At 61.6% G+C, this 20,181-nt stretch carries 21 protein-coding genes and 1 pseudogene; 10 read left to right on the top strand and 12 right to left on the bottom strand.

Translation table 11 applies throughout. The annotated features are described in order from the left end of the window. The first annotated feature begins 52 nt into the window (after positions 1 to 52). From ACMGG9_RS05310 to pbpG, 3 genes and pseudogenes are all read left to right on the top strand, one after another. Positions 53 to 998 (top strand): annotated as a pseudogene (locus tag ACMGG9_RS05310) (GlxA family transcriptional regulator). Positions 999 to 1,043: 45 nt separating this feature from the next. Continuing rightward, a complete protein-coding gene (locus ACMGG9_RS05315; RefSeq protein WP_072628133.1) occupies positions 1,044 to 2,147 on the top strand; it encodes an adenosylhomocysteinase in 1,104 nt (367 codons plus the stop codon). A gap of 151 nt (positions 2,148 to 2,298) precedes the next feature. Then, positions 2,299 to 3,228, top strand: a complete 930-nt coding sequence (gene pbpG, locus ACMGG9_RS05320; RefSeq protein ID WP_033652380.1) for a D-alanyl-D-alanine endopeptidase — start codon at positions 2,299 to 2,301, stop codon at positions 3,226 to 3,228. A gap of 34 nt (positions 3,229 to 3,262) precedes the next feature. On the opposite strand, the gene ACMGG9_RS05325 is transcribed toward pbpG, so the two are convergent. Further along, entirely contained in the window at positions 3,263 to 3,718 is a 456-nt protein-coding gene (locus ACMGG9_RS05325) for a GNAT family N-acetyltransferase (protein WP_033652381.1), read from the bottom strand. Between the two features lie 76 nt (positions 3,719 to 3,794). On the opposite strand from ACMGG9_RS05325, the gene ACMGG9_RS05330 reads away from it, so the two are divergent. From ACMGG9_RS05330 to ACMGG9_RS05340, 3 genes are all read left to right on the top strand, one after another. Next, complete coding sequence (locus ACMGG9_RS05330; RefSeq protein WP_033652382.1) at positions 3,795 to 4,199, top strand: VOC family protein; 405 nt, start codon at positions 3,795 to 3,797, stop codon at positions 4,197 to 4,199. A 119-nt stretch (positions 4,200 to 4,318) separates the two neighbouring features. Further along, positions 4,319 to 5,248 carry an alpha/beta fold hydrolase gene (locus ACMGG9_RS05335; protein ID WP_342174386.1) on the top strand — a complete coding sequence of 310 codons (930 nt, stop codon included), beginning with the start codon at positions 4,319 to 4,321 and terminating at the stop codon, positions 5,246 to 5,248. 120 nt (positions 5,249 to 5,368) lie between these two features. Continuing rightward, the gene (locus ACMGG9_RS05340) at positions 5,369 to 6,289 is read left to right on the top strand and encodes a DUF808 domain-containing protein (RefSeq protein ID WP_072628130.1); all 921 of its coding nucleotides are present in this window, start codon (positions 5,369 to 5,371) and stop codon (positions 6,287 to 6,289) included. A 229-nt stretch (positions 6,290 to 6,518) separates the two neighbouring features. On the opposite strand, the gene ACMGG9_RS05345 is transcribed toward ACMGG9_RS05340, so the two are convergent. The 5 genes from ACMGG9_RS05345 to ACMGG9_RS05365 all read right to left on the bottom strand — a co-directional run bounded on the left by ACMGG9_RS05345 (position 6,519) and on the right by ACMGG9_RS05365 (position 10,124). Then, the gene (locus ACMGG9_RS05345) at positions 6,519 to 7,007 is read right to left on the bottom strand and encodes a GNAT family N-acetyltransferase (protein WP_047025654.1); all 489 of its coding nucleotides are present in this window, start codon (positions 7,005 to 7,007) and stop codon (positions 6,519 to 6,521) included. Between the two features lie 208 nt (positions 7,008 to 7,215). Beyond that, positions 7,216 to 8,028: a MetQ/NlpA family lipoprotein gene (locus tag ACMGG9_RS05350; RefSeq protein WP_033642272.1), complete on the bottom strand. Its 813-nt coding sequence runs from the start codon at positions 8,026 to 8,028 to the stop codon at positions 7,216 to 7,218. A 130-nt stretch (positions 8,029 to 8,158) separates the two neighbouring features. Further along, a complete protein-coding gene (locus ACMGG9_RS05355; protein WP_047572265.1) occupies positions 8,159 to 9,010 on the bottom strand; it encodes a DUF1460 domain-containing protein in 852 nt (283 codons plus the stop codon). A gap of 104 nt (positions 9,011 to 9,114) precedes the next feature. After that, positions 9,115 to 9,657 (bottom strand): GNAT family N-acetyltransferase, encoded by a 543-nt coding sequence (locus ACMGG9_RS05360; protein ID WP_033652386.1) that lies wholly within the window; start codon positions 9,655 to 9,657, stop codon positions 9,115 to 9,117. Beyond that, the gene (locus ACMGG9_RS05365; RefSeq protein ID WP_033642275.1) at positions 9,657 to 10,124 is read right to left on the bottom strand and encodes an acyltransferase; all 468 of its coding nucleotides are present in this window, start codon (positions 10,122 to 10,124) and stop codon (positions 9,657 to 9,659) included. The genes ACMGG9_RS05360 and ACMGG9_RS05365 overlap by 1 nt, the downstream gene beginning before the upstream one ends. 204 nt (positions 10,125 to 10,328) lie before the next feature. Between ACMGG9_RS05365 and ACMGG9_RS05370 the strand changes: the two genes are divergently transcribed. Beyond that, positions 10,329 to 10,919, top strand: coding sequence for a Yip1 family protein (locus ACMGG9_RS05370; RefSeq protein ID WP_019453944.1), 591 nt, complete (start codon positions 10,329 to 10,331; stop codon positions 10,917 to 10,919). Between the two features lie 62 nt (positions 10,920 to 10,981). Here the strand turns inward: ACMGG9_RS05370 and ACMGG9_RS05375 are convergent, their stop codons facing one another. Continuing rightward, positions 10,982 to 11,833 (bottom strand): DMT family transporter, encoded by an 852-nt coding sequence (locus tag ACMGG9_RS05375; protein WP_072628124.1) that lies wholly within the window; start codon positions 11,831 to 11,833, stop codon positions 10,982 to 10,984. A gap of 546 nt (positions 11,834 to 12,379) precedes the next feature. Between ACMGG9_RS05375 and ACMGG9_RS05380 the strand changes: the two genes are divergently transcribed. The 3 genes from ACMGG9_RS05380 to ACMGG9_RS05390 are packed head-to-tail and all read left to right on the top strand — an operon-like array spanning position 12,380 to position 15,139. Beyond that, entirely contained in the window at positions 12,380 to 13,162 is a 783-nt protein-coding gene (locus ACMGG9_RS05380; protein WP_232230745.1) for an ABC transporter ATP-binding protein, read from the top strand. Positions 13,163 to 13,178: 16 nt separating this feature from the next. Further along, entirely contained in the window at positions 13,179 to 14,135 is a 957-nt protein-coding gene (locus tag ACMGG9_RS05385; protein ID WP_042783910.1) for an ABC transporter substrate-binding protein, read from the top strand. Then, entirely contained in the window at positions 14,132 to 15,139 is a 1,008-nt protein-coding gene (locus ACMGG9_RS05390; RefSeq protein WP_089191330.1) for a FecCD family ABC transporter permease, read from the top strand. Before ACMGG9_RS05385 ends, ACMGG9_RS05390 begins: the two co-directional genes overlap by 4 nt. A 13-nt stretch (positions 15,140 to 15,152) precedes the next feature. On the opposite strand, the gene ACMGG9_RS05395 is transcribed toward ACMGG9_RS05390, so the two are convergent. From ACMGG9_RS05395 to ACMGG9_RS05415, 5 genes are all read right to left on the bottom strand, one after another. Then, positions 15,153 to 16,676 carry a flavodoxin domain-containing protein gene (locus ACMGG9_RS05395; RefSeq protein WP_164057421.1) on the bottom strand — a complete coding sequence of 508 codons (1,524 nt, stop codon included), beginning with the start codon at positions 16,674 to 16,676 and terminating at the stop codon, positions 15,153 to 15,155. A 5-nt stretch (positions 16,677 to 16,681) separates the two neighbouring features. After that, entirely contained in the window at positions 16,682 to 17,107 is a 426-nt protein-coding gene (locus ACMGG9_RS05400; RefSeq protein ID WP_023447580.1) for a PAS domain-containing protein, read from the bottom strand. A gap of 217 nt (positions 17,108 to 17,324) precedes the next feature. Further along, complete coding sequence (gene dld / locus ACMGG9_RS05405; protein ID WP_164057420.1) at positions 17,325 to 19,031, bottom strand: D-lactate dehydrogenase; 1,707 nt, start codon at positions 19,029 to 19,031, stop codon at positions 17,325 to 17,327. 126 nt (positions 19,032 to 19,157) lie between these two features. Next, positions 19,158 to 19,952, bottom strand: coding sequence for a type I methionyl aminopeptidase (gene map, locus ACMGG9_RS05410; RefSeq protein ID WP_033642282.1), 795 nt, complete (start codon positions 19,950 to 19,952; stop codon positions 19,158 to 19,160). Beyond that, complete coding sequence (locus ACMGG9_RS05415) at positions 19,949 to 20,152, bottom strand: ParD-like family protein (RefSeq protein WP_006324220.1); 204 nt, start codon at positions 20,150 to 20,152, stop codon at positions 19,949 to 19,951. Before ACMGG9_RS05415 ends, map begins: the two co-directional genes overlap by 4 nt. Positions 20,153 to 20,181: the final 29 nt, after the last annotated feature.

The following is a 20,181-nucleotide window of genomic DNA, read 5'->3' on the forward strand; positions in this document are numbered from 1 at the left end:
TAGCCGCCCTGTTTTTGGCTGATATGACAGATAACCCTCAAAAAGCGCCATCATGAAAACGATCGGTTTTGTGGTTTTTTCCCGGTTTTAACCTGCTGGACTTTGCCGGGCCGCTGGCGGCGTTCGATAACGTCAGCCAGTTCACCGACCCGCCGGCCTACCGCTGTGTGGCGATCTCGCCGCAGGGCGGCATGGTCGCCAGCTCGGCCGGGGTGGAAATCGCCACGCAGCCGTGCGGCGACGAGCGTTTCGATACGTTGGTGGTGGCCGGCGGCAGCGGTAATGTGATGGCGGCGCAGTCACCGGCGCTGGCGGCGTTCCTGGCCAACCAAAGCCGACGAACGCGGCGCATCGCCAGCGTATGTACCGGCGCGTTTATTCTGGCGGCCTGCGGGCTGCTGGACGGCAAGCGCGCCACCACTCACTGGTATCACGCGGCGCGGCTGCAGCAGAACTACCCGCGCATTCGCGTCGATAGCAACCGCATCTTCATTCGCGACGGGGATATCTGGACCTCGGCCGGCATCAGCGCCGGCATCGATCTGGCGTTGGCGCTGATCGAAGACGATCTGGGCACCACCCTGGCGGCGGCCGTGGCGCGGCAGCTGGTGGTCTATCACCGCCGCCCCGGCGGGCAGTCGCAATACTCGCTGCTGCTGGCGCTGAATCCGTCGTCGGATCGCATGCGCACCGCGCTGTCGTACGCACGCGAGCATTTGCATCTGCCGCTGTCGGTGGCGGATCTGGCCGACGCCGCCTGCCTGAGCGAGCGGCAATTCGGCCGGCTGTTCCGCGCCGAAACCGGGCAGACGCCGGCCAAGGTGATCGAGCAGCTGCGGGTAGAGGCGGCCAGAGGGCGTATTGAAGAGAGCGCCGAACCGCTGGAGGCGATCGCCCGCTCGGTGGGGTTCAGCGATCCGGAGCGTATGAGGCGGGCGTTTATCCGCGTATTTGGCCTGTCGCCGCAGGCGATCCGCCGGCTTGGCCGCGCGGGATAACTTTTTTGCCACGCCTGGCGGCGGGGCGCATCAGAGGAGCAACGGATGTATCAGGATTTTGAGAGCGAATTGAGCTGGGCGATGCGTCATATGCCGCGCACCCGGGCGGCGGTGGCGGCATTGCCGGACCTGCACGGGGTGCGGTTGGCGTGCAATATGCACCTGGATCTGAAAATGGCGCCGCTGGTGGCCGGCCTGCTGGACAAGGGCGCGGCGATCTTTCTGACCACCTGCAATCCCACCACGGTACAGAACGACGTGGTGGCCTGGCTGGAACGGCGGGGCGCGCAGGCTTACGCCTGGCGCGATATGAGCGCCGGCGAATGGTCGGAATCTTTCGATCGCGCGCTGGCCTGGCGGCCGACTCACCTGTGCGAAATGGGAGCGGATCTGACCACCCGTCTGCACCAATCGCCGAACGGCCCGCAGATCGTCGCCGGGCTGGAGGCCACCGGATCAGGCATCAGCCGGTTGAACGGCGTGGCGCCGCGCTACCCGATCTTCAACTGGGACGATCTGCCGGTGAAAGAAGGGCTGCATAACCGGCACATGGTTGGGCTGACCGCCTGGCATACCTTCTTCCAGACCACCCATTTGACGCTGCACGAGAAGCGCGTGCTGGTGATCGGTTACGGCCTGGTCGGGCAGGGCACGGCGGCCGCGGCCAGAGCCTACGGCGGCCAGGTGATGGTGGCGGAAATCGATCCGGCGCGTGCGCTGCAGGCGCGTTATGACGGCTGGCAGGTGGTGGATCTGGCGAGCGCGGTCGCGCAGGCGGACGTTATCGCCACCGCGACCGGCGCGAAAAACGTGCTCTCGGCGCAGCATCTGCAACAGGCGCAGGACGGCGTATTTATCCTCAACGTCGGCCACGTGGCCGAAGAGATCGATGTCGGCTTCCTCAAGAGCCTGCCGCACCACGAGCCGATGCCTTATGTGAATGCTTACCAACTGAATGAAAAGACGGTCTATTTGCTGGCCAACGGCTCGATGTTCAACCTGACCGCCGGCTATGGCGACAGCCTTAACGCCTTCGACGTCACGCTGGCGGTGATGGCGGCCGGCATCGGCCATATCGTTGGCGCGGGAGCGCGGCAAACGCCGGGGCTGTACCTGTTGCCGCAGTCGGCGTGGCAGCCGGCACTGTAACTTTTTCCCCGCGGGCGTTCATCCCAGAGCGCCCGCGGGCTGTACCGATTTTCGGCCGACAGAATTTGTCACAAATCCGCCATACAATCCCAGTGCCAAGCGCTGAACCCTCACATATAATTCGCTGAGTTCAAGCCCCCATTTCAGAGTAATGCCTGTGAAAATACGTGTTTTGGTTCTGACTCTGCTCGCTTTACAGACGGGCGCGGGCTTTGCGCCGCGCGCGCTGGCCAGCGATAACGCCGCCGCCCTGCACGCCGCCCAGCCGGAGCTGGCTTCCGGCAGCGCGATGGTCGTCGATATGCAAACCCATAAGGTGATGTACGCGCGCAACCCGGATGAGGTGGTGCCGATCGCCTCGATCACCAAGCTGATGACCGCCATGGTCACGCTGGACGCGCACCTGCCGCTCGACGAGATGCTGTCGGTGGACATCCACCAGACGCCGGAGATGAAAGGGGTGTATTCGCGGGTGCGGTTGAACAGCGAAATCAGCCGCAAGGATATGCTGCTGCTCGCGCTGATGTCGTCGGAAAACCGCGCGGCCGCCAGCCTGGCGCACCACTATCCGGGCGGCTACAACGCCTTCATCAAAGCGATGAACGCCAAGGCCAGGGCGCTCGGCATGACCAATACCCATTATGTGGAACCGACCGGGCTCTCTATTCATAACGTGTCGACGGCGCGCGATTTGACCAAACTGCTGATCGCCACCAAGCAATATCCGTTGATCGGCCAGCTCAGCACCACCACCGAACGCATGGCCAGCTTCAAGGATCCCAACTACACGCTGCCGTTCCGCAACACCAACCACCTGGTGTACAACCCGAAATGGAACATTCAGCTGACCAAGACCGGCTTCACCAACCAGGCGGGGCACTGCCTGGCGATGCGCACCGTGATCGGCAACCGCTCGGTGTCGCTGGTGGTGCTGGACGCTTTCGGCAAATACACCCACTTCGCTGACGCCAACCGGCTGCGCAGCTGGATTGAAACCGGCAAGGTGACGCCGATCCCGGCCGCCGCGCGTGACTATCGCCGCCAAAAAGACGCCCGTCTGGCGAAGAACGACAGCGAATAACCCGCCTGGCGGTCCGCCCGTTTGCGGCGGGCCGCTATCGGCCCTCGGGCCGTCTGATGACAAATCCCCGCTCGCGATCGCCGTCGAAGCCCGCTTTCAGGTAGAGCTGGTGCGCGCCGGTGCGTTGCTGCCCCGACAACAGCATCACCTTGTAACAGCCTTTGCGCCAGGCCAGCTGCAGCGCGTATTCGATCATGGCGAGCGCCACGCCGTGGCCGCGGTAGGGCTCCGCTGTCACCACGTGTTCAATGACGCCGAACGGCTGCGCCTGATGCGCCAGCCCCGGGATCAGCGCCAGCATGCAGGTGGCGATCGGGTATTCTTCTTTCGCCGCCACCACCAGACGGATCGCCGGATCGTCCAACAGGCGTTGCAGGGTACGGCGCGCATCGTCGGCGCGCAGCGGCGCGTCCTGCGGGCGCAGCTCGCGATACAAGGCTAACAGGCCGTTGAGATCGTCCGGCTGCGCCAGGCGATGAATGATGCTCATGGTTGCTCCTTTCCGCCGCTTCAACGGTAATCCGCTATCCTCCATTAATACCACAACGTTTGCCGGAGGGGATGTTATGAGTCAGGTTTCGACCTTTGTCATGTTCCAGGGAGAGGCGCAGCGGGCGATCGATCTCTACAGCCAGGTGTTCGAGCGTTTTCGGCTCATGCAGGTGCAGCATTACGATCCGACGCCGGACGGCCGGCGGTTGATCAAGCATGCGTCCATCGATTTTGATCGGCAGAACCTGGTGTTTACCGATAGCCCGATCAGCCATGACTTCAGCTTTACCCCGGCGGTGTCGCTGTTCATCAACCTGCCTAATGAAGAAGCGTTGGAGCGGGCGTTCCACCGGCTGGCGGAGGGCGGCAAGGTGCTGATGCCGCTCGATGACTACGGCTTCAGCGCCCGTTTCGGTTGGCTCAATGATCGTTTCGGCCTTTCCTGGCAGCTCAATGTGCCGGCGGGCGATCTGCCCTGAGCTCAGCGCGCGGCGTGCAAAAGGGATGGTAGCGCCTACTGTTGTTTCATATGCTTATCGGCATGGCGGCAGGGCTCTCTGCCGTAGGAAATACCGACAACATCATGGAAAGGTGCGCTTTGATTGATTTTGACCGCTATGTTGAGCAAGCGAAGTCTTACGGCGAGTGGCCGGGCGGGCATGTGGACATGTCGTCCGGTTGCGTCGAGGGGTTGAGCTATCGCCTGTATCGGCACGCTGCCGCGAGTGAAGACGCGATCGTGGTTTATCACGGCGGCGGGGTGAACAGCGCCGCCGGGTATGACGTTCTTGCGCGCCAGTTGGTCGCCGAGCCAACGCTCGCGGTGTGTCTGGTGGATATCCGCGGACATGGCGATTCCACGGGAGAGCGGGGGACGGTTGAGCGGCCTGAGCGTATTTGGCGCGATGTCGATGTCATCCTGGCGGAAATGCGCCGCCGGTTTCCGTTGGCGCGCAGGCACCTGCTGGGCCATTCGAGCGGCGCCGGCATGTTGCTCAACTACCTGACCCGTTACCCTGGCGAACAGCAGGCGGACAGCCTGATCATGCTGGCGCCCGAGCTGGGGCCATTTTCCGGGATGGCCCGCGATCTGGCGGCGACGGCCCGTTTTGCGCAGGTGCGACAATGGCCGTTTGTCGCCAATGCGCTCAGCGGCGGGCGCTGGTTTGGGCACGTTCGGGCGGTCAGCCTGAATTTTCCCCCGGCTGTGCTGGCCGCCGCCCCCGATTTTGTCTGCCAATACAGCGTCAATATGGCTAACGCGTTGACGCCTCGCACCCCGGCCAGGCAACTGGCGGCGCTGCGGTTACCGACCTTGCTGCTGGCGGCAGCGCAGGATGAGTTGTTCAATGCGCAAGCGATGCAGCGCTTCGTCGAACAGCATGGCAACGCCCAAACCGCCTTTGGTTTGCTTGAAGGCAGCACGCATTTATCGTGCGTATTTGATGCCCATCGCCTTGTCCTTCAACATATCTCGCGTGCGGCCGCTACCGGATCCGATGAGGGACTGGCGGGAGGGGGGGCTTAACGTCGGCGCGGGGCGGCCATTGCTGGCCTGGCGTTTTCCTCTCTCATCCTATATCCCTGCATGGCGCTTAACCGCTATGCTAAACAAATAATAAATGTGAATGTAAAAGGATGAATCATTTTGGCAGGAAGTAGCTTACTCACTCTCATCGACGATATCGCCTCATTGCTGGACGATGTCTCTTTAATGAGCAAGATGGCGGCGAAAAAAACCGCCGGGGTGCTGGGGGACGATCTGGCGCTCAACGCGCAGCAGGTCACCGGCGTTAAAGCCGACCGCGAGCTGCCGGTGGTGTGGAGCGTCGCCAAAGGCTCGCTGATCAACAAGGCGATCCTGGTGCCGTTGGCGCTGCTGATCAGCGCCTTCGCGCCCTGGGCGATTACGCCGCTGCTGATGGTGGGCGGCGCCTACCTGTGTTACGAAGGGTTCGAAAAGGTGTTCCACAGCCTGAGCCCCGGCAAGGCGGCGCAGGAGGAGGCATCGGACGGGCCCGGCGCCAATGAGGACGCCGCGGCCTATGAAAAACGCAAGGTGAAGGGGGCGATACGCACCGATTTTGTGCTGTCCGCCGAGATTATCGCCATCACCTTGGGCACGGTCGCCGGCGCCACCTTCAGCCAGCAGGTGATCGTCTTGTGCGGCATCGCCGTCGTGATGACGCTCGGTGTGTACGGCATTGTCGCCGGCATCGTCCGCCTGGACGATCTGGGGCTGTATCTGAGCCGCAAACGCAGCGCGGTGGCGCGCTCCCTCGGCGGCGGCATCGTGCGCGCCGCGCCTTATTTGATGAAAACGCTGTCGATCGTCGGCACTGTCGCCATGTTTATGGTCGGTGGCGGTATTCTGACCCACGGTTTGCCGCCGGTGCATCATCTGTTCGAAGACTGGGCCTCGTACACCACTGTGGTGCCGACGTTTGGCCATCTTTTGCAGGGGGCGATCCCGGCGCTGTTGAACGTGGCGTTCGGGCTGGTGGCCGGCGGTGTCGTGCTGGCGGTGGTGTCGGCGCTGGGTGCCGTGCGCGCGCGTTTCAAGGCTTGATGAAAAGTCTCGCCCCGGGAGGGGCGGGACGTATCAGACGAATTAAAAGATCAGTTTGAGAACGCCGGTAATCGTCAACAAACCCACGATGAAGATGATGGCGACAATCCACAGAATAATTTTCATTGGCTTCTTCCTTACCGGTTAAAGGTGGGGCGCGATTGGCGCTAACTTAATGAAATCATTCTTCACTATAGACGCTATCTCTCTATCGTGCGTCGTCATGCCTTCACGGGCGCCGCTTGTCGCCCGCGCCCAGCGCGCGCTGCATAATCTGCGTGTCGCGCCATTCCCCCAGCTTGAATCCCACCGCTTTTAACGTTCCTGCACTGGTGAAGCCGAGTGACTGATGCAAGGCCAATGAGCCGCGGTTGGCGGCGGAATCGCCGACGATCGCCAGCATCTGGCGCCAGGGGCCTTGTTCGCAGCGGGCGATCAAGGCGCTCAGAAGCGCGCTGCCGATGCCTTTACCCTGTTGCCCTTCGGCGATGTACACCGAGTCTTCCACGGTAAAGCGGTAAGCCGGCCGGGGGCGATAAGGCGTGGCATAACAGTAACCCACAATGACGCCTGCGCTTTTCGCCACCAGCCAGGGCAGGCCGGCCTCCCGCACCTTGCTCAGGCGCAACTGCATTTCCGCCAGCGTCGGCGGCTGCTCTTCAAATGAGGCCGCGCCGTACAGCACGTGCTGGGTGTAAATACGCAGCACGGCGGCCATATCGTCCGGTGTGGCGTCAAGAAGGCTGAGTACGGGGGCGGAGAGCGTTGTCACGTGTCTGTTTACCTTGAAAATCAGCGGATAAACGCCATTATGCGCGCTGCTCGTCGCCGGGATAAATCGGGTTTTCTTATGGTGAGATAAGAAAAGGCGATGATGAGCGGGAAGGGGCTCTTTGGGGAGAGCCCCTGAGGCGGTTTGCCTGGCATTACCAGCCTTTCACCGCGCCGCCGTTGAAGATTTTTTCGGCGGCTTTGGCCACTTCATCCGATTCATAGGCCTTGATGAAGTTCTGCACGTTCGGCGCGTCCTTGTTGTCTTCGCGCGTGACGATGATGTTGGTGTACGGCGAGTCTTTATCTTCGATGAAGATGCCGTCTTTGGTCGGCGACAGGCCGGTTTGGTTGATGTAGGTGGTGCTGATGACGGCGACGGTGACCTTCGGATCGTCCAGCACATGCGGCAACTGCGCGCCTTCCAGCTCCATGATCTGGTAATGATGTGGGTTGGCGCTGATGTCCAGCGCGGTAGGCAGCAACCCTTTGCCAGGTTTCAGGCTAATCAGCCCGGTTTTTTCCAGCAGCAGCAGGGCGCGTCCCAGGTTGGTCGGATCGAGCGGAATGGCGATCACCGCCCCGTCCGGCAGCTCTTTCAGCGATTTTATCTTTTTGGAGTAGCCGGCCATCGGGAAGACGAAGGTATTGCCGACCGCCACCAGCTTATAGCCGTGATCTTTGTTTTGCTGTTCGAGGAACGGGCGGTGCTGGAACACATTGGCGTCCAGTTCGCCTTTGTCGGTGGCGTCGTTCGGCAGCAGCGAACCGCTGAAACCGACCAGCTCGACGTCCAGCCCGTATTTCTCTTTCGCCACCTGCCTGGCGACTTCCGCCACGTCTTGTTCCGCGCCGTTGATGACGCCGACTTTGATATGGTTTTGGTCGGTTTTTTGATCGCAGCCCTGAAGCGCCAATACGGCGGCGAAGGCCGCCGCCAGAGGGGTGATACGCCAGCGTAAGGTCATCGAACTCTCCCTGAAAAGAACAATAAAATCAGTTGGTTTTTGTTCTTACAGCTAAGCCTGAACCGCCGATGAAGTCAAACGCTCGTTCAGCATAAACGGCTATAGCTTATAGCCGTTATGCGATGGGGGATTATCGGCTGAGCGAACGCAGCACCACGATGCCCGGCGTGGCCATCACGTAATCCATAAAGGGCGAATCGACGACCTGCATGTTGGCCTTGCGCGATGAGGCGTTGCGCAGCACCGGGCCGTTGTCGGTCATGACGAAGATGCCGGTATGGGTCACGTCCAGCCCGGCGAGGTTGGTGTAAATGCCGATGTAGTCGCCGGTGCGCAGCTGGGCCAGCACCTTGTCGTCGACGCGGTCGCTGGGAATGTAGGTCACGCTGCGCTGCACGACGGGCAAGCCGGGCAGGTAGCTGCCGCCGTCAGCTTTCTGATTGAGGTTTTTCACGAGGCTGACGGCGTGCGGGCTGAGCTGGGCGGTGATGTCTTCGGCCACTTTTTTCGGCCGCTGCGCCCAGTCGGTGAAGAAGTGTTTGCGCTGCGGGAAGGCGATTTTGCCGTCGACATAGCGGATGTCCACCAGGCGCTGAACGAACTCGGCTTCGCTGCGGGCGGTGCTGAGCGCTTCGACATAATCGATGTAGGTGAAGCAATCCAGCCCGCGGAAGTCGATCACCAACTGCTCGGGCGCGCTCTGCGAACCGATCAGGCGGTTGGCGAGATAGGGCGTGCCGAGGAATTCGCGCGAAATCAAATCGACGGTGCGCCCATGCGGCTGCGCGGCGGGCCAACCGGCGCGCAGTGCGAGGATCTCACGCAGCTTGCTGCGGGTGCTGTCATCCATCTGCGGTTGCAGGTTCGGCGGCGAAACGGCGGCGTCGGTCGGCGGCGTTGCGGGGGTGACGGCGGTGGGGCGATCGGCGCATCCGCTCATGGCGATAGCTAACATCAGTAAAACAGCCTTGTTCTTGTTCATACGGCCCTCCATGGGTGTCGCTGGTTTATCAGAGTAAGTGATAACAGTTCTCATCCGATGGTAGGGGTTAAAAAGTAAACATAACCTCAATGGCAATCGATAAATCAGTAACCGATTTCGCTATTGAACGGCAAATACCAGAACAGCGCGATTTCGTGATCGGCGATCTCCGGTTCGGCGCGGTACAGCAAGCGATCGATGCCGCCGAGGATAAACCCATAGTGCTGGTAGCAGCGGCAGGCCGCCAGGTTGTTGTTCTGCGTTTCGAGCATCATACCTGAGGTTTCCTGCTGCCGCGCCCACTGTTTGGCGCAGTCAAGCAGCGCCCCGGCGATGCCTTGGCGGCGCGCGTCAGCGCTGACGGCGATCTCGTCGATCAGGGTGTAGCCGTTCCAGTTTTTGCTCAGCGTGATGTGGCCAACGGCATCGTTCTGGCGATAAGCCAGGAAGGTCACGCTGTCTTCGTTGGCGAACGGCGCCAGGGGATAGCGTTTGCGAAACGGCGCCACCGGGCGGGTTGGCCAGCTGTCCACCGGGCTGTCGAACTGCGGCAGGGCGTAACAGGCGATGGTGAAGCTGAAATCGCCGCGGGCCAGATAATCGTCGGGCAACGTCTCAATGGCCGCGATGCGGATGGCCGGGTTCATTACGGCAGCTCCCGCAGCAGACGCGCCGGGTTGCCGGCGTAGATCCCCTTGCGGGTGATGTCGCGGGTCACGACCGCCCCGGCGCCGATCACCGCGTCGCTACAGATCGTCACCGCCAGGATCGTGGCGCCGGAACCGATGGACACCCGATCGCCGATGCAGGTGCGCCCCCAGCTGGCCGGATCGGCGTTGGGCGCGCCGTCTTTGAACAGATCGTTGGCGAAGGTGACGCCGTGGCCGACAAAGCACGCTTCGCCGAGGGTAACGTATTCGCAGATAAAGCTGTGCGACTGAATTTTACTGCGCGCGCCGATGCTGACGTGGCGCTGGATCTCGACGAACGGGCCGACGAAGACATCGTCGCCGAGCCGGCAGCCGTAAAGATTGCAGGGTTCTACCACGGTGACGTTGCGCCCGGCGTCGACGTCGACGATCCCCGCCTGGCGGGTGATGATAGCGGATGACATAACCTTCCTCACAGCCTGGGTTTAATGGGGGGAGTATAAGACAAAGCGCCGCGCCTTTCGCTTTCCGCACGTTTTTTCGCCAAAAGACTATAATTAGTACAGGGGAGAGAGCCCCGTGGCCGCAATCCTCGCACGGGTAGCTGTCCGTCAGAGGTGTGAAATTCGTTCGCCGATCGCGGCCTACGGCGAGATAGGAGGTGTCTCATGGTCAGTCATGTTTGGGGACTTCTGGCGCATCCCAGCGCCGAGTTCGAACAGATCAAAAGCGAGAATGAAAGCGTCTCGCACCTATACACCCATCACGTGTTGCTCTTGGCAGCAATCCCGGTGGTCTGCGCCTTTATCGGCACCACCCAGTTGGGCTGGCTCTCCGGCGAGGGACATGCCATCAGGCTCGACATGTTTACCGCGTTTTATACCGCCGTGGCGTTCTACCTGCTGATGCTGGCAGGCGTAGCGGCCATGGGGAAAGTCATTCACTGGATGGCGCGGCGTTATGAATCGCGCCCAAGCCTGCACCGCTGCATGGTGTTCGCCGGCTACGTGGCGACCCCGATGTTCCTCAGCGGGGTAGTGGCGCTTTATCCGGTCGTCTGGCTGTGTCTGTTTGTCGGCATTATCGGCCTGTGCTATTCGGGCTATCTGCTGAATCTGGGGATCCCGCACTTCCTGAATATCGACAGTAAGGAAGGGTTCATCTTCTCCAGCTCGACCTTCGCCATCGGCATTCTGTTGCTCGAGCTGCTGCTTGGGGTGACGGTGCTGCTGTGGGGGTACGGTTCCTGGTTGTTCTGAGTTAACGGTTGTTGTTATCGCCCCCGCGCCGGTGGAACGGCGCGGGGGCTTTTGTTTTTAGGCTATGCGCGACGGAAAACCAGCATCACGCCGAGCACGATGCCCACCATGCCCAGCAGGCTCAGCGCGGCCAGCGCGTGGCCGAGCAGCAGATAATCCAGCAGGGCGGTGACCGCCGGGATCAGGTAGAACAGGCTGGTCACCTGCACCAGGTTGCCGCGCTGGATCAGCCGATACAGCAAGAACGTCGCCAGCACCGAGATCACCACCGCCATCCACAGCAGCGGCAGCACGAACTCAGGCTTCCATTCGACCCGCAGCGGCTCAAACGGCAGCGCCAACGCACACATCAACAGCCCGACGGCATACTGCAGCGGCAACACCGCCAGCGGCGGCTGCGTCATGCCCTTTTGCAGCAGGGTGCCGGCGGTCATGCAGCCCAAGGCGATAAAGGCGAACAGCATGCCGCTCAGCGAGAAATGGGCCACCATCAGGCTTTGGTACACCACCAGCGTCAGCCCCGCCAACGCCAGCGCCAACCCGAGCGCGCGCAGCCCGGCGCAGCGCCGTTCGGTAATGAACTGGGTCAGGATCGGCTGTACGCCAAGCAGCGTGGCCAGCACGCCGGGGGTAATGCCCCGTTCGAGGGCCAGCAGATAGCAGATCTGATAGCTGCCGATCATCAGCACGCCGATCAACGCGACGCGCCGACGGGTGCCGGCGGCGGGCAGGCACTGGCGCTGCCACAGGCCGATGGCCAACAGCACCGCCAGCGCGATGGCGCAGCGGAAGAACAGAAAAGCGAAGGCGGAGGCGTGCTCCAACCCCCAACGGGAGAAGATCGCGCCGCTGCTCCAAAGCAGGACGAACAGCGTAGCCAGGCCGGCATTGGCCCAGAGAGAAGGTAATCGCATATCAATTTCACCTGTCGTGAAAATTACAGGCTCCGGCGCGCGCGGCGGTCTACGCCTGAACGCAACAAATCAACATAAGCCGGAGGTAAAAAGTCGGTGTGGCTTAGCGCACGACCACAAGGCGTGGCGGGTAAGCGGCAACCGCAGAAACGACAGAGAAAACGGCGGGTGGAGCGGAGGAAGCACACAGCAAAACGACGGCCGGAACGGTCGCGTTTGTCGGATCTGTGCTGTGCGCCAGGTAGGTCATGTGAGTTCCTGAAAACCGTGAATGAAACCAATCGCTTCAAACATAGCCAAGTTCAGCGGGGCGCGCAACCGAAAATCACAGAAGCATAAATGATAATGAAAATCATTATCATTAATTTAAAGGTGTGCTATGTTGCTGCAAAAACGCAGTTTTAACGCCAGCGCGAGGCGCAAGGGGGTAGGCTCCCCGCCGCCGTTTCCCGTCATGCGTGCGGTGAGAGACTTTACGATTCGTTTTTGCAGAGGGCGCGCAATCGTGATAAAAATATTGAAATGTTATAATATAACAATTAATGCATGATGAATTCAGCTCACGACATCCTCCATGTTGATGGGGTTAGCCTGACCGGCCACGGCGGGGCCTCGATACTCGACAACATCCATTTCACGCTGCGCGCCGGTGAGAAGCTGGCGGTGATCGGCCCTAACGGCAGCGGCAAATCCAGCCTGTTGCGCACGCTGATCGGCGAAACGCGGCCGGACAGCGGCGAGATTTACTGGCGAGGGCGCGCTTTGTCCGCGTGGTCGGCGGCGGAACGCGCCAGAAGCATCGCCTTTCTGGCGCAAAACGATCTGCCGGATTTGCGGCTGTCGCTGGAGGACTATGTGGCGTTAGGGCGTTTGCCGCATGGCGAACGGCCCGCGGCGGGAAAACGCATCGTTGACGAGATCATCGGGGAAACCGGTCTGGCGCCGCTCAGGCACCACCCGTTGGGGCGGCTCTCGGGCGGCCAGCGTCAGCGCGCTGCGTTGGCCCGGGCGTTGGCGCAGTCTCCCGACCTGTTGTTGTTGGATGAGCCGACCAATCACCTCGATCCCCCCGGGCGTTCGGCGCTGCTGTCGTTAGTAAAACATAAAGCCATCGCCGTGATTGCGGTGCTGCATGACCTGCCCGTGGCGGAGGCGTTCGCCGATCGGATCCTGGTGCTCAACGAAAGCCGCCAGGTGGCCTGCGGTTCGCCCGCGGCGGTGTTGCAAACCCCGGTAATTCTGCCGGTGTTCGGCATGCACAGTTTCAGCGTGGCGCATCCCGTCAGCGGGAAAACGCTGCGTATTTTTGAAGTTCCCCATTGCGCTTGATAAACCAGAGAGAAACATGAACATACGCGTATTCCCCTTGCTCCTGCTGTTGGCCGGCGGAGCGGCAGCGGCCGAAAAATTTCCCGTCACCGTAGAAAGCTGCGGGAAGCCGATCACCTTCAATCAGGCGCCGCAGCGCGCCGTCATCAACGACATCAATATGGCCGAGATGGCCTTTGCGCTTCATCTGCAGGATCGGATCGTCGGGCTGACCGGCATCACCGGCTGGTACAAATTGACGCCTGATTTCAAGGCGGCGATGGGCGCCATTCCCGAACTGGCGCCGAAGTATCCCGCTCTGGAAACGTTGCTGGCGGCGCAGCCGGACTTTTTCTTCGCCGGCTGGAATTACGGCATGAAGATCGGCGGCGACGTCACGCCGGAGACGCTCGCGCCGTTCGGCATCAAAACGCTGGTGCTGAGCGAGAGCTGCGTACAGGCCGGCGGCCGGCCGCAGAAGGCCGATATGAACCTGCTGTATGACGATGAGCTGAAGCTCGGCAAGATTTTTGGCAAGCAGCGAGAGGCCGCCGCGCTGGTTGAGGGCTGGCGCCGCCGGTTAGCCGCGCTGCCCGCCAGACCGGCGGGTCAGGCGCCGCTCAAGGTGTTCGTGTATGACTCGGGAGAAGAGAAGCCTTTTACCAGCGGTAAATACGCCATGCCGACGGCGATTGTCGAAGCGGCGGGCGGCCGCAACGTGATGGACGGTTTGGCGGCGAGCTGGACGACGGCATCCTGGGAGGCGGTGGCGGCGGCGGAACCCGACTTCATCATTCTGCTGGATTACCAGACCGGGTCAGGCGCCGAGGCGCTGCGGCGTTTCCTCGAGTCTCATCCGTTGATGAAGTTGACGCCTGCGGTACGGCACCATCGTTATCTGAAACTGCAGTATGCGGAGCTGACGCCGGGGCCGGCCAATATCGGCGCGGTGGAAAAGCTGGCGCGGGCGCTGTACGCGCCGGAGGCTGAATGAACTCGCTGACACGGCGGTTTATGGTGCTCGCGCCGCTGGCGCTGTTGACGTTGTGCGGATTAATGGTCTGGAGCCTGCAATTGGGCAGCGTCGCGCTGTCATGGCGGCAGGCGTTGGCGGCGTTAGGGATAGGTTCGGCACCGCTTTCCGGCATGCTGGACACTATCGTCGTGCAACTGCGCGTACCTCGGGCCTTGTTGGCGGCGTTGACCGGCGCCGGGCTGGCGATGACCGGCGCGCTGCTGCAGACCACCACCCGCAATGAGCTGGCCGATCCTTTTTTGTTTGGGCTCTCCTCCGGCGCCGCCGCCGGCGCGGTGCTGGTCATCACGCGCTTCGGCGATGCGCTGGGGGCGCTGACGTTGCCGCTGTCCGCTTTCGTCGGCGGCATTCTGTCCGCGTTGGCGGTGATGATCCTGTTTCGCGTCAGCCGGGTCAGGCGCGCCGAGCAGCTTATCGTCTGCGGCCTGGCGGTCTCATTTTTGTTCAGCGCGCTCACCAGCTATCTGGTCTTTTCCGGCGATCAGCGGGCGGCCGGTTCAGTGTTGTTCTGGTCGCTGGGCGGCTTGGGGTTGGCGCGTTGGGATAATCTGTTCATTCCGCTGGTGAGTTTCGCGCTGCTGGCCGGATTTACGGCGCTGCGTTGGCGGGCGCTGGACGCGCTGCTGGCGGGCGAGCAAACCGCCCATTCGATGGGCGTCAACGTGGCGCGCCTGCGCACCGAGACCTTTCTGTGCTGCGCATTGTCTACGGCGTTTCTCGTTTCGCTGACGGGCGTGATCGGTTTTGTCGGGCTGATGGTGCCTTATCTGGCCCGGCGCCTGGTAGGTGTGCGCCACCGCTTGTCCGTGCCGATGTGCGGCCTGCTGGGGGCGATGCTGCTGACCGGCGGCGACATGCTCAGCCGCAGCCTGATCCCCAATCAGGAGCTGCCCATCGGCATCATTACGGCGGGGCTGGGGGGCGCGTTCATCGTCTCCTTGCTGTTGCGCGCGGAGCGGTGAACGCCGCCCTGTCTCAATAGAGTTCCAGGTGCAGCCGCTGCTGCTCAATCAGCGTCTGCCACAGGTTTTCCGCCCCGCAGGCTTGCTCCAGCGCCGTCGCCACGGCATGTTCCAGATACTGACGATTGCCGCACAGGTAGACATGCGCGCCCCGTTGCAGCAGGCCGCTGACGGCATCGGCGTGATCGTCGATGGCGTGTTGCACGTAATACTTGTCGGCGGCGTCGCGCGAGAATGCCGTGATGAGCCGTGTGAGTACGCCCGTCGCGTTCAGCGTGACCAACTCCTCGCCATACAGGAAGTCTTCATCGCGCCTTTTCTCACCGAAGATCAGGACGGTTTCACGCCGTTCGCCCTGGGCGGCCATTTCGCGCAGTAAGCCAATCAACGGTGCGATGCCGGTACCGGTACCGATAAGCAGCACCGGCAAGGCGGTGTCGCGCGGCAGGTAAAAGCCGGGGTTGGCGCGGCAGAAGAGGCGGAAAGGGCCGGGGTGCTTGAGCAGCCAGCCGGTCGCCGTGCCGCGCCGCGTGCGGCCGCCGCGTTCATAACGCACGTCGCGCACGCACAGATCAAGGCTCTCTTCCCGCGTTGCCGAAGCGATGGAGTAGGCGCGCGGCAGGCAAATGGGCAGCAGCGCCAACAGGTTCTCCAGCGTGATCGCGTGCGGCGGGCAAAAATCGTGCAGCACGTCCAGCAGATCGGCGCCGTACAGATAACTCTCCAGGGATTTGCGCTGACGGATCTTGAGCAGGCTTTTGAGCTCTTCGCTGTCGGCCAACTGCGCCAGTTCGCGCAGCGTCGTTTTGCTGATCTGGCGCAGCTCCCGGCGCCGCAGCGCGTCGATGGCCTCCGTCCTGCCGAGCCACTCTGCCAGCCGGATCAATAATCCTTCGTCGTTCTCCGGCAACAGATAGACGGTATCCCCTGCCCGGTAAACGATGCCGCTGCCGGCGATATTCAGCCGCAGATGCCAGGCTTGCGGCGTGCGTGCGCTAAGCGGCCGCCGTTCGAGGAGGGCGGCGTTGAACGCATGGTCTTCACCGTAGGCGGTCACGCGCAGATGCAAATCGCGGCCCGCCTGGGCATCGCCGGCCAGCACCTTATCCAGCGTCGTTAGCCAGGTGGTGAAGAACCGTTCGACGTTAACGTCGGCGTCAACGCGATTGATGATGGCACGGGCGCCGTATTGCGTCAGGCGCGCATCCAGCGCCTGGGTAAACCCGCAGAAATGCGGGTAAGCGGTGTCGCCGAGACCGAAGATGGCGTAGCGCAACCGGTGGCGATCCGGCCATTGCGCCAGCGCGTCGGGAAAACGTTCGGCGTTGGCGGGCGGTTCGCCGTCGCCAAATGAGCTCGAGACAATCAACAGGGCGTCGCGTTCGCCCACATCGGCGGGCTGGATGGCGTTGAGTTCTTTAACGACGGGGCGGTAGGGTTGCAGGCTGCTTTGCTCGCCCAGGCGCATCGCCAGCGCCCGGGCGTTGCCCGACTCCGAACCGTAACCAATCAGGATGCGTTCGATAATGTCGGCCATAGCGGTTACTTGTCGTAGTGGTTGTCGAACTGTTCTTTGGCGAATTCCACCGATTCGAAGTCGGTCATCAGATCGTTAATTACGCGGCGGATGCTGATATAAGCCTCGATATTGCCTTGGGCGTCATACAGCGGTTGCACCGTGGTGTCGACCACGTACAGCACGCCGCCCTTGCCGACGTTCGGGATGATGCCGGTCCAGATGCCGCCCGCCTTGATGGTGTCCCACATTGCTTTGTAAACGGCTTTCGGCACGGAAGGGTGACGCACGATGCTGTGGGGCTGGCCCACCAGCTCTTCCCGGGAAAAGCCGGTCAGTTGGCAGAACAGGTCGTTGACGTAGGTGATGGTGCCCTGCAGATCGGTGGTGGAGATCACCATCACTTTATCGAGCGCGGCCAACAGCTGGGCGGAATCGAGGGTCTGACTCATGGTAGGTTCCTTCTCATTAAGTTCGCGGTGAATGCCATGGCGGATGTCATGTATCCGTCACGACAGCTTTGTAATTAATTCTCATTTGCGATGAATGGTAATCGGGAGTTTTATAAGTTGCAATAAAAATGCATCTTTATAAGCGGAAAGGTCATGACGAGGCGGGCAGGGGCGGTGAGGCCCGCGCCGGGTGGGCGGCGGGCCGATCGTGCGGCGTTTAGCGGGGGGCTTCGGCCCAGCCTTTGCGTTTGCTGGTTTTGCCGATGCCGGGGTTGAAGCTGTTGGTCGGATCGGCGGTGCGGTAGAACGCTTGCAGATCCGGTTTGGCGTGGTACAGGTGGCCGACGTTATGCTCCGCCGGGTACTCGGCGCCGCGCCGGTTGAGGATCTCGAGCATCTTTTCTTTCAGTGCATGGCTGTCTACGCCTTTTTTCACCACGTAGTCCTGGTGGAAGACGTGGCACATAAAGTGGCCGTAGTACAGCTTATGCACCAACTGACTGTCGATTTCCGGCGGCAGCGTTTCGAACCAGTCGGTGTCGTTGCGGCGCAGGGCGATGTCCAGCGCCAGAATATCCTCCACCTTGTCGGCGTGCACCGCGTGGTAGCGCACGGCGGCGCCGGCGGCGGCGAAGCGGTGCAGGAAAGCCTTTTTGCCCTCGTCAGGCGTGCAGGCGAAGAAGGCACCTTCGGCCTGGGCGAAATAGTCGGTCAGGTAGCGCTGGGCCTCTTCCACGCCGGGGCCGGCCATCTTCAGCAGCAGATGGTGTTCGAAACGTTCGCGGTATTCCTTCATGCGTTTCGGCAGGTGGCTCGGCGCCAGATGGCTCAGGCTCTGCATCAGCCGATCGGTCAGGTTGTGCGGCAGCAGCGGCAGCTTGTTGAGGCTGGCGTCCATGCGGCCTTTCAGGGTGAAGAAGCGCGGCATCTGATCGGTGCCGAGCTTGTCGATCATCATGAAGGTGTCTTTGCCGTACACCTCGGCGATGTCGAAGATATCACGGTGCATGTATTCACCGGCCACCGGCAGGTTTTCGAACTGGCTCAGCATGTGGCGGCGCAGTTCGGTCAGCACCGCGGTGTCGTTGGTGCCGATATAGAACACCTGCTCTTTGCCCTCTTTCTCGAAGGTGTCGAGCCGCACCGCGAACACCGCCAGTTTGCCGGCGCAGCCGGAGGCTTCGTACAGGCGGCGTTTGTCGGCGTTGAAGCGGGAAGGGGTGTCGGCGTCGACGTCGCGCACCCGGCTGGCGTACTCGTTATCCGAGGCGCGCAGCTCGCCGTATTCGACGTCGCTCGGGCGATAGTCGCCTTTTTCCAGCCGGGTGAGGATCTCTTCCGGCGTGTCGCCAAGCCGGATGCCCAGATGGTTCACCAGGCGCAGCTGGCCGTCTTCCCCTAACTGGGCGTACAGCGCCATTTCGGTATAGGCCGGGCCGCGTTTCACCAGCGAGCCGCCGGAGTTGTTGCACACGCCGCCGATAACAGAGGCGCCGATGCAGGAAGAGCCGATCACCGAATGCGGTTCACGGCCGTAGGGCTTGAGCAATTTCTCGAGGTGGTGCAGGGTGCTGCCGGGGAAGCCGACCACCTGCTTGCCGTTGTCCAGCACCTGAATATGGTCGAGACGCAGGGTGCTGACGATGACGATATCGCGATCATAGTCGTTGCCGCTGGGGGTTGAGCCCTCGGTCAGGCCGGTGTTGGCGGCCTGCATGATGACGATTTTATCGGCGGCCACGCAGGCCTGCAGAATGCGCCACAGCTGCAGCAGGCTAGTGGGAAACACCACCGCCAGCGCCTGGCCTTCGCCGGAGCGGAACCCTTTGCGATACCGTTCGGTGTTGCGATCGCCGGTCAACAACTGCGGGCCGCCGACGATGTCCTTAAGCTGGTTGAGAAACGCCTGATTGCCTGACTGCATGCTGCCTGTCTCCCTGTCATCCCCGTCGCTTTAACCGCGGCGCCGGAGTGCCGCGCAGTCAGCTAAGAGGCTATCAATTAAATAACTTATCAAGCCATTAGCTTATTAAGCTAATGGCTTGCGGATTTAGTAGCGTTCGGCGTAACCGGCCCGACGCTCTTCGTCGCGCAGCGTCAGGATTTCCACGCCGTCGGCGGTGACCGCTACGGTGTGTTCCCACTGCGCCGACAGTTTTTTGTCGCGTGTCACCACCGTCCAGCCGTCCTTCTTCTGCTTGATGCGGCGGTCGCCCTGGTTGATCATCGGCTCGATGGTGAACACCATGCCTTCCTGCAGCGCCATGCCGCTGCCGGGTTGGCCGTAGTGCAGCACCGCCGGCTCTTCGTGCATGTCGCGGCCGATGCCGTGGCCGCAATACTCCCGCACGATGCTGTAGCCGGCCTGCTCAGCGTGGCGCTGGATGGCGTGGCCGATATCGCCCAGGGTGGCGCCCGGTTTCACCGCGCGAATGCCCTGCCACATCGATTCATAGACGTTGTTCACCAGCCGTTTGGCCAGCGGCGTCACCTGGCCGATGCAGTACATCTTGCTGGAGTCGGCGATGTAGCCGCCGTTTTCCAGCGTGATGTCCACGTTGACAATCATGCCGGAACGCAGGATTTTGCTGGCCGACGGCACCCCGTGGCATACCACGTCGTCTACGGAGGTGTTGAGTACATAGGGGAAATCATACTGCCCCTTGCTGGCCGGGCGCGACTTCAGTTCTTCGACGATAAACGCCTCGGCGCGGTCGTTGATCTCCATGGTGGAGATGCCTTCGACGATGACCTCATCGAGCATAGCAAACACTTTAGCCAGCAGAGCGCCGGAATGGCGCATTTTGGCAATCTCTTCCGGCGTTTTAATCACAATCTGTTTCACCCGACAATCTCCTTCAGCGTCAGCGCATTATCTTTCATCATTTTTTTTACCAGTTGCGGGTAGGTCAGTTCCGGATGGAACTCCGCCAGCATGCCGATCTTGATCCAGTACTCGGCCTGCGCGTTGATCGAACGCGTCATGGTCAGGCTGGCGAGGCGCAGATCGTCATGCAGCGCGTCCGAAATTTTTACGATGCCCATCGGCGTCTCCATAAATGAACGATATACGA

It is taken from the genome of Serratia sp. BNK-10 (genome assembly GCF_047456065.1).
GTDB lineage: Bacteria > Pseudomonadota > Gammaproteobacteria > Enterobacterales > Enterobacteriaceae > Serratia > Serratia ureilytica.

Coding starts and splice junctions, on each gene's coding strand:
- ACMGG9_RS05315 (WP_072628133.1), top strand. CDS start 1,044: ATGTATCAGGATTTTGAGAGCGAATTGAGCTGGGCGATGCGTCATATG.
- pbpG (WP_033652380.1), top strand. CDS start 2,299: ATGCCTGTGAAAATACGTGTTTTGGTTCTGACTCTGCTCGCTTTACAG.
- ACMGG9_RS05325 (WP_033652381.1), bottom strand. CDS start 3,718: ATGAGCATCATTCATCGCCTGGCGCAGCCGGACGATCTCAACGGCCTG.
- ACMGG9_RS05330 (WP_033652382.1), top strand. CDS start 3,795: ATGAGTCAGGTTTCGACCTTTGTCATGTTCCAGGGAGAGGCGCAGCGG.
- ACMGG9_RS05345 (WP_047025654.1), bottom strand. CDS start 7,007: ATGGCCGCCGTGCTGCGTATTTACACCCAGCACGTGCTGTACGGCGCG.
- ACMGG9_RS05350 (WP_033642272.1), bottom strand. CDS start 8,028: ATGACCTTACGCTGGCGTATCACCCCTCTGGCGGCGGCCTTCGCCGCC.
- ACMGG9_RS05355 (WP_047572265.1), bottom strand. CDS start 9,010: ATGAACAAGAACAAGGCTGTTTTACTGATGTTAGCTATCGCCATGAGC.
- ACMGG9_RS05360 (WP_033652386.1), bottom strand. CDS start 9,657: ATGAACCCGGCCATCCGCATCGCGGCCATTGAGACGTTGCCCGACGAT.
- ACMGG9_RS05365 (WP_033642275.1), bottom strand. CDS start 10,124: ATGTCATCCGCTATCATCACCCGCCAGGCGGGGATCGTCGACGTCGAC.
- ACMGG9_RS05370 (WP_019453944.1), top strand. CDS start 10,329: ATGGTCAGTCATGTTTGGGGACTTCTGGCGCATCCCAGCGCCGAGTTC.
- ACMGG9_RS05375 (WP_072628124.1), bottom strand. CDS start 11,833: ATGCGATTACCTTCTCTCTGGGCCAATGCCGGCCTGGCTACGCTGTTC.
- ACMGG9_RS05380 (WP_232230745.1), top strand. CDS start 12,380: ATGATGAATTCAGCTCACGACATCCTCCATGTTGATGGGGTTAGCCTG.
- ACMGG9_RS05385 (WP_042783910.1), top strand. CDS start 13,179: ATGAACATACGCGTATTCCCCTTGCTCCTGCTGTTGGCCGGCGGAGCG.
- ACMGG9_RS05390 (WP_089191330.1), top strand. CDS start 14,132: ATGAACTCGCTGACACGGCGGTTTATGGTGCTCGCGCCGCTGGCGCTG.
- ACMGG9_RS05395 (WP_164057421.1), bottom strand. CDS start 16,676: ATGGCCGACATTATCGAACGCATCCTGATTGGTTACGGTTCGGAGTCG.
- ACMGG9_RS05400 (WP_023447580.1), bottom strand. CDS start 17,107: ATGAGTCAGACCCTCGATTCCGCCCAGCTGTTGGCCGCGCTCGATAAA.
- dld (WP_164057420.1), bottom strand. CDS start 19,031: ATGCAGTCAGGCAATCAGGCGTTTCTCAACCAGCTTAAGGACATCGTC.
- ACMGG9_RS05415 (WP_006324220.1), bottom strand. CDS start 20,152: ATGGGCATCGTAAAAATTTCGGACGCGCTGCATGACGATCTGCGCCTC.